General features: G+C 30.3%; 15 protein-coding genes. All 15 read left to right on the plus strand.

Features of this window, described 5'->3' with window-relative positions:
- The first annotated feature begins 89 nt into the window (after positions 1-89).
- Positions 90-530 (plus strand): hypothetical protein, encoded by a 441-nt coding sequence (locus F3K33_RS04505; RefSeq protein ID WP_023974010.1) that lies wholly within the window; start codon positions 90-92, stop codon positions 528-530.
- Positions 531-746: 216 nt separating this feature from the next.
- Positions 747-1,874 carry a radical SAM family heme chaperone HemW gene (gene hemW, locus F3K33_RS04510; protein ID WP_023974009.1) on the plus strand — a complete coding sequence of 376 codons (1,128 nt, stop codon included), beginning with the start codon at positions 747-749 and terminating at the stop codon, positions 1,872-1,874.
- A 238-nt stretch (positions 1,875-2,112) separates the two neighbouring features.
- Positions 2,113-3,141 carry a heat-inducible transcriptional repressor HrcA gene (gene hrcA / locus F3K33_RS04515; RefSeq protein WP_011968172.1) on the plus strand — a complete coding sequence of 343 codons (1,029 nt, stop codon included), beginning with the start codon at positions 2,113-2,115 and terminating at the stop codon, positions 3,139-3,141.
- 37 nt (positions 3,142-3,178) lie between these two features.
- On the plus strand, positions 3,179-3,802 hold the full coding sequence (grpE, locus tag F3K33_RS04520) for a nucleotide exchange factor GrpE (RefSeq protein WP_011968173.1): 624 nt from the start codon (positions 3,179-3,181) through the stop codon (positions 3,800-3,802).
- 105 nt (positions 3,803-3,907) lie between these two features.
- On the plus strand, positions 3,908-5,752 hold the full coding sequence (dnaK, locus tag F3K33_RS04525) for a molecular chaperone DnaK (protein ID WP_011968174.1): 1,845 nt from the start codon (positions 3,908-3,910) through the stop codon (positions 5,750-5,752).
- Between the two features lie 313 nt (positions 5,753-6,065).
- A complete protein-coding gene (gene dnaJ, locus F3K33_RS04530; RefSeq protein ID WP_011968175.1) occupies positions 6,066-7,199 on the plus strand; it encodes a molecular chaperone DnaJ in 1,134 nt (377 codons plus the stop codon).
- A gap of 160 nt (positions 7,200-7,359) precedes the next feature.
- Positions 7,360-8,910, plus strand: a complete 1,551-nt coding sequence (locus tag F3K33_RS04535) for a nitrite/sulfite reductase (protein WP_011968176.1) — start codon at positions 7,360-7,362, stop codon at positions 8,908-8,910.
- A gap of 420 nt (positions 8,911-9,330) precedes the next feature.
- Positions 9,331-9,990: a tRNA (guanosine(46)-N7)-methyltransferase TrmB gene (gene trmB, locus F3K33_RS04540; RefSeq protein ID WP_011968177.1), complete on the plus strand. Its 660-nt coding sequence runs from the start codon at positions 9,331-9,333 to the stop codon at positions 9,988-9,990.
- 641 nt (positions 9,991-10,631) lie between these two features.
- Complete coding sequence (gene prmA, locus F3K33_RS04545) at positions 10,632-11,576, plus strand: 50S ribosomal protein L11 methyltransferase (protein ID WP_011968178.1); 945 nt, start codon at positions 10,632-10,634, stop codon at positions 11,574-11,576.
- Positions 11,577-11,782: 206 nt separating this feature from the next.
- Positions 11,783-12,550: a 16S rRNA (uracil(1498)-N(3))-methyltransferase gene (locus tag F3K33_RS04550; RefSeq protein ID WP_039771882.1), complete on the plus strand. Its 768-nt coding sequence runs from the start codon at positions 11,783-11,785 to the stop codon at positions 12,548-12,550.
- A complete protein-coding gene (gene mtaB / locus F3K33_RS04555) occupies positions 12,550-13,953 on the plus strand; it encodes a tRNA (N(6)-L-threonylcarbamoyladenosine(37)-C(2))-methylthiotransferase MtaB (RefSeq protein ID WP_039771885.1) in 1,404 nt (467 codons plus the stop codon). The genes F3K33_RS04550 and mtaB overlap by 1 nt, the downstream gene beginning before the upstream one ends.
- A gap of 149 nt (positions 13,954-14,102) precedes the next feature.
- Positions 14,103-14,447 carry a histidine triad nucleotide-binding protein gene (locus F3K33_RS04560; RefSeq protein WP_011968181.1) on the plus strand — a complete coding sequence of 115 codons (345 nt, stop codon included), beginning with the start codon at positions 14,103-14,105 and terminating at the stop codon, positions 14,445-14,447.
- 142 nt (positions 14,448-14,589) lie between these two features.
- The gene (gene rpsU, locus F3K33_RS04565) at positions 14,590-14,766 is read left to right on the plus strand and encodes a 30S ribosomal protein S21 (protein ID WP_008429643.1); all 177 of its coding nucleotides are present in this window, start codon (positions 14,590-14,592) and stop codon (positions 14,764-14,766) included.
- Positions 14,767-14,796: 30 nt separating this feature from the next.
- Entirely contained in the window at positions 14,797-15,249 is a 453-nt protein-coding gene (locus tag F3K33_RS04570; RefSeq protein ID WP_011968182.1) for a GatB/YqeY domain-containing protein, read from the plus strand.
- A gap of 288 nt (positions 15,250-15,537) precedes the next feature.
- Entirely contained in the window at positions 15,538-15,816 is a 279-nt protein-coding gene (gene yqfC / locus F3K33_RS04575; protein ID WP_011968183.1) for a sporulation protein YqfC, read from the plus strand.

The following is a 15,816-nucleotide window of genomic DNA, read 5'->3' on the forward strand; positions in this document are numbered from 1 at the left end:
AAAATATATTATTTTTGAGGAATTATTTGTATAATATTAATTAGTATTATACAAATAATTATTTTAATGCCGGTTTGGGAGGGGTTTGAATGTTTTTAAATGAGTTAAAGAAAAATGAAGGAATTGCATTTATGCAATTGGTTAAAATCCTTGCAAATTCAGACAATGTTTTTGCGAAAGAAGAAAAAAATCTTTACAATGACTATCTAGAAGAGCTAAATATAAATGAAAGTGAAATATCAGAATCAGATCTAAATTCTGTATGTGAAACTCTAAAAGGTTCGTCTAATAGATGCAAAAATATTATTTATTTTGAATTAATAGGCCTTGCTCTTATTGATGGAGAATATAATGAAGAAGAAGTTGAACTTTTAGAAAAGCTAGGTGAAGCATTGGGTATAACACGTAGTAAGAGAATAGCATTTGCTAATTATTTTTACAATTTTGTTGATGTGTATGGTTTCTCTGTTGTAGATGCAGAAAGTAAAATTGCCTTATTAAAAGAACAGGCAGAAAAATTATTAGTATAGATAGTTTTTGATATGAAAAAAGTATGATGTATATTATCTAAAAATAAATAATAAAGAATGAATGATAAAAGCGAGAATATCTATTGAAATTTAAATTAAAGGTGTACACACCTTATAGGTTTAAATGAAGGGTAAATGCTCCTCTAGTTATTCATTCTTTATTTTTGCTTTATTTTATCAAGTAAAATATTTAATAATGTATTGGAGGAAAAATTAATGAGGGATATATCTTTATATATACATATTCCTTTTTGTAAACAGAAATGTTTTTATTGTGATTTTCCATCTTATTCAGGAAAAGAAGGATTAATGAACGAATATATAGAAGCGTTAAGTAATGAAATATTACAAAAAGGAAAAGAATACAGAATAAGTAGCATATTTATTGGAGGAGGAACGCCATCCTACTTGAATGACTTAAGTCTAGAAAAACTACTACGTACTTTAAATAAATTGAATTTGAAGGATGATTTTGAGTTTACAGTGGAGTGTAATCCAGGTACATTAAATGAAAAAAATCTAAATATTATGAAGGAACACAATGTTAATAGGATTAGCATGGGATTACAATCAACAAAAAACTCTTTATTAAAAGATATTGGAAGAATACATAGCTATGAAGAATTTGAAGAAAATTATTTTCTTGCTAGAAAGCTAGGATTTAATAATATAAATGCAGACTTGATGTTTGGATTGCCTAATCAAACTATTGAAGATTGGGAATGTTCTTTGCGAAAAGTAGCAGAACTTGAACTAGATCACATATCTGCATATAGCTTGATTATAGAAGAAGGAACTCGGTTTTATAAATTATATGAAGAAGATAAGTTGAATTTACCTGAAGAGGATAAAGAACGAATTATGTATTTGACAACTAAAGACATATTGAACGGGTATGGATATCATCAATATGAAATATCTAATTATTCAAAGAAAGGCAAAGAGTGCTTTCATAATAAAGTTTATTGGAAATGTGATGAATACTTAGGGATGGGGGTGTCTGCTAGTTCATTTATAGATAAAAAAAGAAGTAAAAATATGGACAATATTAAGGAATATATTAAAAGAATAAATAATAAAGAAAGTGTAATTGAAGAAATTCACGTAAATGATATTAAAGATGATATGGAAGAATTTTTATTTATGGGGCTTAGGATGATTGAAGGGATAAAAGTAGAGAAATTTAAAGAGCGATTTAATAAAGATATATATGAAGTGTATGGAGAAATCATTGAAAAAAATATTAAAAAAGGATTATTAATTAATAATTCGGGAAATCTATATCTAACTTCGCATGGCATAGAAATATCAAACTATGTAATGAGTGATTTCATTTTATCTTAATGGATTCTCTTATGAAAAGTTTAAAGAAAGATTAAGCGCAATTATAAAAATATATTACATATAAAAATGGAGAAAATAGGAGATATAAAGAGCTAAGTTAACAAAATTGCTTTATTATTAACGTTAGGTAGCTATAATAAATATAAATAGAATTGACAAAAAACATCATAAATAATATATTAAAAACATAGTCATTAGCACTCGAGGTTAATGAGTGCTAACAAAAAGAGGTGAGGTTATGAGTATTGATGACAGAAAAATAAGAATACTTCAAGCTATTATCAATGACTATATTCGAACAGGAGATCCTGTAGGATCAAGAACTATTGCTAAAAACTATAACTTAGGTATTGGGTCCGCAACAATAAGGAATGAGATGGCTGACCTTGAAGATATGGGATACTTAGAACAACCTCATGCTTCTGCAGGAAGAATTCCTTCTAGTAAGGGATATAGATTATATGTTGATCAGCTTATGGATAATCAGATGCTAACAGTTGAAGAAGATCTAAGGATAAAACAATATATAATCGATTCGGCAATGCTTGAAGTAGATAAAATAGTTAAGCAAACTAGCGCCTTATTGTCAGAACTTACTAAATTAACTTGTGTAATTGAGACACCATCAGTAAAAAGGAGCTTTATAAAGTCAATTCAGCTGATTAAAGTTGATGATCATAATTTAGTATCAGTTTTTTTAACAGATACTGGTGTCATAAAGAATCATATAATGAAGCTAAATAATAGGGTTCCTGAAGTTGAAACTTTAACACGAATAAATGAAGTTATAAATAATAGATTGGTGAATCTTTCTATACAAGAAATTAATTTAGAAGTAATTAATAACTTAAAAAAGGATCTAGGAGCCTATGAAGAAATATTCAATGCTTTATTGCCTATTTTATATGAGACTCTAAACTCGGCGGATTCTACAGAAGTATTCATGGAGGGAACTACCAACATATTTAATTATCCTGAATATAACGATATTGATAAAGCTAAAGAAATGCTATCGCTTTTGAATGATAAAGAAGCTTTGATGGAGCTGTTTAATCCTCAAGACAATATAACAGTCAGTATAGGGGATGAAAACTACAAGCCACAAGCTAGAGATTGTAGTATAATATCTGCTGAATATTCCTTTAAGGATAGGCCTATTGGGAAAATTGGATTAATTGGACCTAGAAGGATTAATTACTCAAAGGTAATAATGATTATGTCAGAAGTTATAAAAGAGCTTAATAATATATTGAGCAATCCAAAATAGATGTTAGATTTAAAGAGAAGAGGTGTGTGTTAGATACATGGAAGAAAATAGAGATGTTAAAAATGAAGAACTAGAGAAAGAAGAAATTGCAGATGAAGTAGCAGAAAAGGATAATGAGACTCAAGAAAGTAATGATGCAGCAGAAACAAATGAAGCTAGCAAAGAGGCTTCAGAAAATATAGAAGCTGCTGAGGAAGATCAAGAAGATTTAGTAAAAAATCAAGAAGAGGAAAATAAGAAATTGAGAGAAGAATTAGATGCGACAAAAGATAGACTTTTAAGATTAACAGCTGAATATGATAACTATAGAAAAAGAACAGCTAAAGAAAAAGAAGGAATATATAGCGATGCATATGTAGATGTATTAAAAGAGATTGTTCCTATTCTTGACAATTTAGAAAGAGCTGTTGCAGCTGATGGCAGTATTGAAGACTTGAAAAAAGGAATTGAAATGACAATAAAGGGATGCAAAGATTCATTTGCAAAACTTGGTGTTGAAGAAATAGATGCTACTGGAGAATTTGATCCTAATCTTCATAATGCAGTAATGCATATAGAAGATGAAGAATTAGGTAAAAATGTAGTAGCAGAAGTTTTCCAAAAGGGATATAAGAAAGATGATAAGATAATAAGACATACTATGGTTAAAGTTGCTAATTAGAAATAGGAACAAGTTTCTTATTAAGATATATAAATAGAATTCAAAAATAATAAACTGAAAAATTCAAGTTTAAATAAACTAATAAAGTTTTAGGAGGAAAATATCATGGGAAAGATTATAGGAATTGATTTAGGAACTACAAATTCATGTGTAGCAGTTATGGAAGGTGGAGAACCAACAGTTATAGCAAACTCAGAAGGTGCTAGAACTACTCCTTCAGTAGTATCATTCCAAGCAAATGGAGAAAGATTAGTTGGTCAAGTAGCTAAAAGACAAGCGATTACTAATCCAGATAAAACAGTTATTTCAATAAAGAGACATATGGGAACTGGATATAAAGTTGATATAGATGGAAAACAATATTCACCACAAGAAATTTCTGCTATGGTTTTACAAAAAATAAAAGCAGATGCGGAAAGCTATTTAGGTGAAACAGTAACTCAAGCAGTTATTACTGTACCAGCTTACTTTAATGATAGCCAAAGACAAGCAACTAAGGATGCAGGTAAGATTGCAGGCCTTGAAGTATTAAGAATAATCAACGAACCAACAGCAGCATCATTAGCTTATGGTTTAGATAAAACAGATTCAGCTCACAAAATCCTAGTTTATGACTTAGGTGGTGGTACTTTCGATGTATCTATTCTAGATCTTGGAGATGGAGTGTTTGAAGTATTATCAACTAACGGTGATACAAAGCTTGGTGGAGACGATTTTGATGAGAAGATAATGAAATATATTGCAGATGAGTTTAAAGCTTCAAATGGAATTGACTTAATGCAAGATAAAATGGCAGTTCAAAGATTAAAAGAAGCTTCTGAAAAAGCTAAAATTGAATTATCAGCATCTCAACAAACAAATATAAATTTACCATTTATCACTGCTGATGCAACAGGTCCAAAGCATATAGATTTAACATTAAGCAGAGCTAAGTTTAATGAAATTACTCATGACCTAGTTGAAAGAAGTATTGAACCTATGAGAAAGGCATTAGCTGATGCTAAACTTTCATTAAATGATATAGATAAAATAATCTTAGTTGGTGGATCAACAAGAATTCCAGCAGTAGTAGAAGCTGTTAAGAACTTTACAGGAAAAGAACCATCTAAGGGAGTTAACCCAGATGAATGTGTTGCAGTTGGTGCAGCTATTCAAGCAGGTGTATTAACTGGTGAAGTTAAAGACGTGGTATTACTTGATGTTACTCCATTAACACTTGGAATTGAAACAGCAGGTGGTATAGCTACTCCATTAATCGAAAGAAATACAACTATTCCAACAAAGAAGAGTCAAGTATTCTCAACTGCTGCAGATAACCAAACATCAGTTGAAATTAATGTAGTTCAAGGTGAAAGACAAATGGCTATGGATAACAAGTCACTTGGACAATTCACATTATCAGGTATAGCTCCAGCACCAAGAGGAATTCCTCAAATCGAAGTTACATTTGATATAGATGCTAACGGTATTGTTAAAGTATCTGCATTAGATAAAGGAACTGGTAAAGAAGCAAATATCACAATTACTGCTTCAACTAACTTAAGTGATGATGAAGTAGATAAAGCTGTAAAAGAAGCAGAAAAATTTGCTGAAGAAGATAAGAAGAGAAAAGAAAAAGTTGAAGCTGTAAATAACGCAGACCAAACTATATATCAAATAGAAAAGACTTTAAATGAAGTTGGAGATAAAGCTACTGAGGATGAAAAGGCAGCAGTAAGAGCTAAAATTGAAGATCTTAAGAAAGTTAAAGATGGAGATGATGTAGAAGCTACTAAAGCTGCAATCGAAGCAGTAAATCAATCATTCTATCCAATAGCTACAAAGATGTATCAACAAGCTGGTGGAGCAGAAGGAGCAGCTGATCCAAATGCAGCAGCTGGAGGAGCTCAAAGTGCACCACATGATGATAATGTAGTAGATGCTGATTTCAAAGTAGATGAAGATAAATAAGATATAAATTAGGTGTACTAAACTACAGTTATCTAATATAATAGGATAGGGAAGGCAAGCTCGTCTTCCCTTTTCTAAGGCATATGAAAGAAAATAACGAGCCCAAAATGCCATGATTATTTTTCATTAGGAGAAGAAGCAGATTGGACTCATAGCGAGCCTATTAGTGGAATCTGCTGATGAAGCATAATGGAAAATAGGCACTTATGAAAAGAGCAGCTATGCTGCAAAAAGGAACTTTTCTTGGTAGGTGGATTCGTTATTTTTTTGATTATGCCTAAAGTAAATAAAACTAGGTGGTGAATTTAAACGAATGGCAAATAAAGACTATTATGAATTGCTTGGTCTTCAAAAGGGTGCAAGTGATGATGAAATAAAAAGAGCCTTTAGAAAATTAGCTGTAAAATATCATCCGGATAGAAATCAAGGAAATGCTGAGGCAGAAGAAAAGTTTAAAGAAATAAATGAAGCTTATCAAGTACTTTCGGATCCAGAAAAGAAAGCTAAATATGATCAGTTCGGATCAGCTGCTTTTGATGGTAGTGGCGGATTCGGAGGAGGAGGCTTTGGTGGCTTTGACGGATTTGATATGGGCGGATTTGGAGATATTTTTGAATCATTCTTTGGAGGCGGAGGATCAAATTCTAGAAGAAGAAATGGTCCAGTAAGAGGAAATGATATTGAGTATACAATAACATTAACTTTCGAAGAAGCTGTTTTTGGAGTAGAGAAAGAAATTTCTGTTACTAGAAATGAAAACTGTGAACATTGTCATGGAAGTGGAGCCGAACCTGGAACTAATGCTAAGACTTGCCCAACTTGTAGTGGATCAGGTCAAGTAAGAGTTCAAAGACAAACTCCTCTTGGAAGTTTTGTATCAACTTCTACATGTGATACTTGTAGAGGTACTGGTAAAATTATTGAAAAGCCATGTTCAGAGTGTAGAGGAAAAGGCAGTGTTAGAAAAACAAGAAAGATAAAAGTTAACATACCAGCAGGTGTAGATACAGGAAATGTAATGCCTTTAAGAGGACAAGGAGAACATGGGTTAAGAGGTGGAAGTCCTGGAGATTTGTATGTAAGAATTAATGTTACTCCATCAAAGGTGTTTACAAGAAAAGGAAACGATGTTTATATAGATGCTCATATTTCTATGCCTAAAGCAGCATTAGGTACAGAAATAACTGTAGCTACAGTTGATGGAAATGTTAAATATACTGTTCCACCAGGTACACAATCAGGAACTATGTTTAGATTAAAAGGCAAAGGAATACAAAGAGTTAACTCAAACGGAAAAGGAGATCAATACGTAAAAGTTATTGTTGATATTCCTAAAACCTTAAATAAGGAACAAAAGGAAGCTTTATATGATTTTATGAGAGCATCTGGTGAAGAGTTTGATGAAGCTAATGTTCCTAAGAAAAAATTATTTGGAAAAAATAAATAGAATTATATCTGAGAAACTATTTGAATAATGTCTATCAATTAGCATTATTTCAATAGTTTCTTTTTTAAATAAAAATTCCCCGACAAAACCTATAGTTATAGTCATATTTTAAATTATAGGTTATAATATATTAAAATAATTATATTTAGGAGGAGAAAAAGTGAAGGAATTGAAGGAAAAATTATTAATTGAAATAGAAGAGTTTAGAGAATTAGGAAATAAATTTTTATCTGGTGAAGTATCTATTATGGATTTTAAAAAAGTTTCTGGGGGAATGGGGGTATACTCAGAACGTAATAAAAAAGAATTCATGATAAGACTAAGAATTCCTTCAGGAATTAGTAGCTTTGAGAACATGAATTGGTTATGTGATATAGCTGATAAATATAATTTAGATAAATTTCATTTAACTACAAGAGAAGCAGTGCAGTATCATAATTTAACGATAGATCAAGTTTGTGGAATAATGAAGGATGGTATAGATAATGATATATATTCTAGAGGAGGCGGCGGAAACTTTCCAAGAAATGTAGCTATGTCTCCACTATCAGGTGTAGATAAAGATGAAGCGTTTGATGTGACACCATATGCATTAACTGTAAATAAACATTTTTTAAACAAAATAACATCATATAAATTTCCAAGAAAGTTTAAAGTATCTTTTTCAAGCAGCGACTCAGATCAGGGGCATTGTAATGTAGCTGATTTAGGGTTCTTAGCAACAATTAAAGATAATGAAAAGTATTTTAGAGTTTTTATGGGAGGCGGAATTGGAAGAAATCCTCAAGTTGCAGTCGAATATGATGAGCTTATAAAACCAAGTGATGTATTATACCACGTAGAAGCCATGACTAGTTTATTTATAAAAGAAGGTAACTATGAAGATAGAAATAAAGCTCGTATAAGATATATATTAGAGAGAATGGGCAAAGAGAAATTCATAGAAACATATAAAGAACATTTAAAATATGTGTTAGATAATAATGCGTTAGATTTATTTGTAGAATCTAAGGAAATTACTAAAGAAGGTAAAGAAATTGAATTAAAACATTCAAGATTATATTCACAAAAGCAAAAAGGATTATACAGCGTATATTTCCATCCAATTGGCGGACAAATTTCTGTTAAGACATTAAGAGAAATTTTAGATAAATTAAAAGTAGTAAAAGACTTAGAAATAAGACTTACTATGACAGAAGGTTTATATTTTAGAAACTTAAATGGTGATGAAGCTAAAGAAATTTTAGATTTAACACAAAATATTGGAGGAGAAACAGCTCTTCAGCAAAGTGTATCATGTATTGGAGTGCCAATATGTCAAGTTGGAATTTTAGAGAGTCAAAAAATGCTTAACAATATAATTAATTACTTTGCAGAAAAGGGTTATAATAAAGATATACTTCCAAGAGTTCATATATCAGGATGTGGAAATTCATGTGCAGTTCATGAAGTCGTTGGTATCGGGCTTACAGGAAAACGTAAAAAAGTTGTCGATGTTGTTGAAGATGTATTTGAATTACATATTAACGGATCATTTGAAACAGGAAGTGCAAGGCTCGGAAAAGTTTATGGTGACTTACTTGCCAGTGAAATACCAGAGTTTTTATATGAATTATCATTATATATAGAGAATAAAAATATGAATTTTTATGAGTTTGTAGAAAATAACGAGGAAGAACTATTAAAAATAATAGAGAAATATAAAAAATAAGTCATAAGATAAAGTAGTTAAAATAGTACATTCTCTTAAGTATGAGGTGTGCTATTTTTTTATATTTAATAATGATAGGGTGTTAAGTATTAAATTGGATGATTTTTTAGATAAACAACTTGAGGGGGAGAGAATTCTTAATTAGTATTAAGAAAGTATAAAAATACTTTGAGATAAAAGATTCAGTACAGATATTTGAGTTATTTGCAATACCTGTATATTTTTGAGATAAAAATTGCAATATAAATTTTTATAGGTATAATTATTATGAAGGATACGGCCGATTAATAGAACAATAAGACGGTATGAGCGTCTTGTTTATATGGTATTGTGTCGATAAGTTCAATTTAATGATCTAAAAAACTTAATTGCAGTGAAATGCTATTTTTTAAAAGCTTATAAAAGATGGAGTGAACTAACATGAGAATGAGAAAAAAACCGTGGGCAAGACCTGAGCTTGAAGGTTGCGATTTTTTTGTTATAAATCCGAAAGAATATAAAGGTAAGTGGAAAGAATTTTTCGGTAATGATAAACCAATATATCTAGAACTTGGATGTGGGAAGGGAACTTTTATGGCAGTTCATGCCTCCGAGAATCCAGATATAAATTATATTGCAATTGACATAAAGGATGAGGTATTAGGATTAGCAAAAAGAAATATTGAAAAGGCTTATGAAGAAAAAAATAGGAAGACTGATAATGTAAAATTAATGGCTCAAGAGATAGGGCTTATCAGTGAAATCTTAAGTGAAGAAGATGTTGTAAGTAGAATATACATAAATTTTTGCAATCCGTGGCCAAAGGAAAAGCATAAAAAGAGAAGATTAACACATATGAGGCAGCTTGAACAGTATAAAACATTTTTAAAGAGTGAAGGTGAAATTTATTTTAAAACTGACGATGATGAATTATTTGAGGAATCGCTTGAATATTTTAATGAAGCAGGGTTTAGAATTAAATATATAACATATGATCTTCACAATAGTGATGTTGAAGGAAATGTTCAGACTGAGCATGAAAAAATGTTTAGTGAACAAGGAATAAAAATAAAATTTTTGATTGCCATGAAAGACAATTAGATTTATAATGACCAGAATTTAAGAATTTAAGAATTTAAGAATTTAAGAATTTAAGAATTTAAGAATTTAAGAATTTACCCGATTCACATGTGTTTGATGAGTAAGTTCGAGGAACCAAATACAAGATTTGAAGCATCACTTTTGGACTCTCACTTAAGAATTTAAACATATGAAAAGATACGCACCTATAAAAAAAGTGCGAAGCACAATTAAGATCAGTTCACCTATAAAAAAAGTGCGAAGCAAAGTTAAGATCTTCTAAGCACAATACGGAAATTATTGTTCACAATTAAGAAGTTTAATATTTTAAAATTTAAATATTAAACTAGATATCAATAAAAATATTTTTAAATATATAAATTTAACTAGATATATATGTAAGTAGTTAAATAGAAATCTATATAAATAGTTAACTATGTAAATATATATCAATGTTAAATATAAATAAAGATAAATATGTAAATATTTATAGTTATTGTAAGGGTTACAATGACTTTAAAAAAATAAAATTATATAGTTAGCAAAGAGCAATTGTAGGAAAAAATTCTATGGAATTTAAAAATATTTTTAATAAATTTTGAAAAAAATGTATTCCTAAATTGCAAACTGTTACTGAAACTGAATTAGAAAGGTTGATAAACATGGATGGAATATGGATTGAAGTTAGTGTAATAACAAAGAGCGAGGCGTTAGAGCCTATATCAGGAATATTTTATGGATTAAATTGCCCTAATGTTGCAATAGAAGATCCGGAGGATTTACTTTCAAGAGATCAAGGACCATTAACTTGGGATTTTGCAGATATAAATATCTTAGAACATAAAGGAAATGCAGCTGTAGTTAAAGCTTATTTTTCTCAAGATGATAAGGTTGAAGAGATTGTTGAATATGTTAAGGAAAAACTTTCTGAAATTAAAGAATTTGGAATAGATATTGGTGAAGGTACAGTAGAAGCTAAGAAGATGCACGAAGAGGACTGGGCTAATAATTGGAAGCAATATTATAAACCAGTTAAAATAACAGATAAGATTGTTGTTAAACCAATTTGGGAAGAATATGAAAAAAATGATGAAGAACTAATTATAGAGTTGGATCCAGGAATGGCATTTGGAACTGGAACTCATGAAACTACAAGGATGTGTATTCAAGCTTTAGATAAGTATGTAAAGCCTGATACAACAGTATTTGACGTAGGATGTGGATCAGGAATACTTGCGATAGCAGCAGCGAAGCTTGGAGCTAAACATGTTGTTGGGGTTGACCTAGATCCTGTTGCTGTTGATTCTTCTAAAGAAAATATAAGCTTTAATAATTTGAATAATATTGAAGTATTAGAAGGAAATCTTTTAGATGTAGTTGATGGAAAAGCCGATATAGTAGTTGCAAATATAATAGCAGAAATTATTTGTGTACTAACTGAGGATGTTAAAAAGGCTCTAAATGAAGGTGGATTATTTATAACTTCAGGTATAATTCATGATAGGGTAGATATGGTTACAGAAAAGTTTGCTGAATGTGGTTTTGAAGTTATTGAGATAAATAAAGATGGAGAATGGAACTGTATAGTTGCTAAAGCAATTAATTAGTATAAATATAGATATTTGCAATGCAAATTTTGGTTAACGGTTTGAAAATGTAATTATTAAAATAATGCACAATGTACAATTCACAATGCACAGTTTGGGAGAAATTTCTAAGAGATTTTTTGGAAAATCTATAGTTGATATACCGTAATCAATTATTATTTAACTGTGCATTGAGCATTGTGAACTGTGAATTAGAGAGGAGTCATATGCATAAGTTTTTTACAGAACCTCATAATATTAGTGAAACTGAAGGTAAAATACTTGGAGATGATGTAAAACATATTTATAAGGTTTTAAGATTATCTGAAGGTGAAGAAATAGTATTAAACAATTGCGAAGGAATTGAGTATCTAGGTGAGATAGAAACTATAACTAAAAGTGAAGTTATAGTTAAAATTATTAAAAGATTAGATATAAATAATGAAAGTAAAGTTAAAGTACATCTGTTTCAGGGACTACCAAAAGGTCAGAAAATGGACCTGATAGTACAAAAGGGAACAGAACTTGGAGTATCTGAGTTTATTCCTGTAACAACTGCAAGAGTAGATGTAAAACTTAAAGGCGAATTTAAAAAGCTTGATAGACTAAATAGAATTGCTCTTGAGGCATGCAAACAATCAAAAAGAAGTGTAATTCCTCAAGTTAAAGAAGTTATAGATTTCAATGAGGCAATAAGTGAATTAAAAAAGATGGATTTGATTATTGTACCTTATGAAAATGCAGAAGATTTTGGGATTAAAACTCTTGTGAGAAAATTAGAAAGAGATAGTGTGGATTTAGATACTATAAATAATGTTGGAATATTGATAGGGCCTGAGGGCGGACTTGAGGAATCTGAAATTGATGATTTAAAAGAACAGGGTGCTTATATAGTGACTCTTGGAAATAGAATATTACGTACAGAGACGGCTGGATTTACAGCTACGGCATTAATTCAATATGAATTAGGAGATTTAGGAGGAAAGCTATCATAATGGGAGAGAACCAAATGAAATTAGTCAGAGCAGGTAGTGACAAGACTAAGCTTAAGAAGTTATCTAACAGAGAACCAATAAAAAATACAGAGGGGAAGAGTCTTGTGGCTTTTGCAACTCTTGGATGCAGGGTAAATCATTATGAAACAGAAGCTATGGCGGAAAAGTTCATAAGAGAAGGTTATGAAGTAACTGACTTCGAAGGTTTTGCTGATGTTTATGTTATAAATACTTGTTCTGTAACTAATATGAGTGATAAAAAATCAAGGCAAATAATTAGCAGAGCTAGAAGAAGAAATGAAAATGCAATAATTGCAGCTGTTGGATGCTATTCACAAGTTGCTCCAGAAGAAGTTTCTAAAATACAAGGGGTAGATGTTGTACTTGGGACTAGAAATAAAGGCGATATTGTTTATTATGTGAATAAGGCTAAGGATGAGCAAAAACCTCAGTTAATGGTTGGAGAAGTTCTAAAGAATAAACAGTTTGAAGAATTAAATATAGAAGAGTATCAAGATAAAACAAGAGCATTTTTAAAGATACAAGATGGTTGTAATAGATTTTGTGCATATTGTCTCATACCTTATACCAGAGGAACAACTTGCTCAAAAGACCCTCAAAAAGTATTGGATGAAATAAAGAATTTAAGTGAACATGGATTTAAAGAAATAATATTATCAGGAATACATACAGCATCTTATGGTGTTGATTTAGATGGAAATGTAACTTTAATAACTTTATTAGAAGAAATAGAGAAACTGGATGGAATTGAAAGAGTTAGGATAGGTTCTATAGAGCCTAGTTTCTTTACAGATGAAGTTATCGAGAAAATGAAAAAAATGAAAAAACTATGTCCACAATTTCATTTATCACTTCAAAGCGGCTGTGATGCAACTTTAAAAAGAATGAATAGAAGATATACTGCTAAAGAATACGAAGATGCAGTTAATAGAATAAGAGAAAACCTTAAAGATGCCTCAATAACTACTGATGTAATCGTAGGTTTCCCAGGTGAAACTGATGAGGAATTTAACGAAACTTATGAATACTTAAAGAGAATTAAATTAACTAAAACACATATATTCAAATTCAGCCCAAGAAAAGGTACGAAGGCTTCAGATATGCCTAATCAAATAGATGGAAATGTAAAAGACAAGAGAAGTAAGGCTTTAATTGAACTAAATGCAAAGAATGAAGGCGATTTTAGTAAATCTTTAGTTGGAAGAGAACTAGATGTATTAGTTGAGCAAGAAGTATCTAATAAGCCTGGGGTATTTGAGGGGTATACAAGAAATTATGTAAAAGTTGAAATTCCAAATGGAAGCAGAGACATGATAGGAAAAATAATTTTATGTAAAATAATGGCCTCAGATGCGGAATATGTTGTTGGAAAAATTATATAGTTTTGGTATAATATAAATCAAGATAAGATTGATTAAGGATCATTTTTGGAATAAGATATATAATTCAAAGAGAATTTCTAAATATGAATTATAAAATCTCGATTCTTACGTTTGTGAATTGAGATTGTTACTTAGAAGGAGGTGAATTTATGGAAGGTTGTATATTTTGCAAAATTATAAGTGGGGATATCCCTAGTAAAAAAATATATGAAGATGATAAAGTTTATGCTTTTTATGACATAAATCCTGAAGCTCCAACTCATTTCTTAGTTATTCCAAAAGAACATATCGAAAGTGCTAATACTTTAGATGACAGCAATATTGATATTGTATCACATATATTTAAAGTTATTGGTAAATTAGTAGTAGATCTTGGAATATCAGATAAAGGATATAGGGTTGTAAATAATTGTGGTGAGGATGCAGGACAGACAGTAAAACATATTCATTTCCATGTACTTGGAGGGCGAAGTTTACAGTGGCCACCAGGCTAAATTTGAGTTGTTATTTGATCAATAGTAACTGGAGATTTTTTCTTAATTTCTTGACATTATTAATTTAAATATTGTATAATATAGCATGTGTTATTAAGCCCATAGCTGAGTTAATTTAAGCTAGCGGAGGGAGGGATAGTAAATGTCAGAAATTAAAGTTGGAGAAAACGAAACACTTGAAAGTGCGTTAAGAAGATTTAAGAGAAAATGTGCTAGAGCTGGGGTTCTTTCTGAAGTTAGGAAGAGAGAACATTATGAAAAGCCAAGCGTTAAGAAAAAGAAGAAATCAGAAGCTGCTAGAAAGAGAAAGTTCAAATAATGATATTTTCTTTTGAAAGAAGGTACAAAAATGTCATCAATTAAAGATAGATTGCAAGATGATTGGAAAATTGCTTTAAAAGCAAAAGATAAGTTCACATCTAGTGTAATTAGTACAGCTAAAGCTGCAGTATTATTGGTTGAAAAAACTGATAATAGAAAGCTTGAAGATGATGAAGTTATTACAATATTAGCTAAAGAAATCAAGCAAAGAAGAGAAGCTATGCTTGAATTTGAAAAGGGGAATAGGCAAGATTTAATAGATCAGTCTAAGGCTGAGATTGAAATTTTGTTGAAATACCTTCCTCAGCAGTTAAGTGAAGAAGAGATAAAACAATTAGTAAAAGAATCAGCTGAAGAAGTGGGTGCAAATAGCATTAAAGATATGGGAAAAGTTATGTCAGCTGTTAAACCTAAAGTAGTAGGAAAAGCTGATGGTAAACTTGTAAGTCAGCTTGTTAAGGAATATTTAAATAATAAATAAGAATAAAATTCAAGATTGTTTTGAGTTTTATACTAATATAACAGGACATAGGATTATAAATAGTATCCTATGTCCTGTTTCATTGTTATCTAAAATTGGACTAGCAATGAAAGGATAATATTTGGTTCATATAACTAGAATACATTATCGTAAATGAATTAGATAAAGCCATAATAGTAATGATTGGCTTTATTTTTTTGCAGGAAATTATCATTATTATTAAATTATAGAATTAATTCGCAAATCCTATCATAAATTACAATGAGAAAGTTTATGTGGGAGGAAAGTATGGAAGAAAAATTTCAAAGAGGTAAAGAAAAGATACTTAGCAAGTTAGATTTTCCAAGTGACATTTCATTAGATCTACCAAAGATAATAGTCGTGGGAAACAGAGAAATAACTATTGAAAATCATAAGGGCATTATATTTTTCGAAACTAATATGGTCAAAATAAATTCCAGAATAGGTGCAATCATAATTGAGGGGAAAGAGTTCGAAATACTTTTTATTGCAGAAACGAGTATAACAATAAGCGGAATCTTTAAAGGTATTTCATATGAGAGGTAG

This window comes from Clostridium beijerinckii (assembly GCF_008705175.1).
Lineage (GTDB): Bacteria > Bacillota > Clostridia > Clostridiales > Clostridiaceae > Clostridium > Clostridium beijerinckii.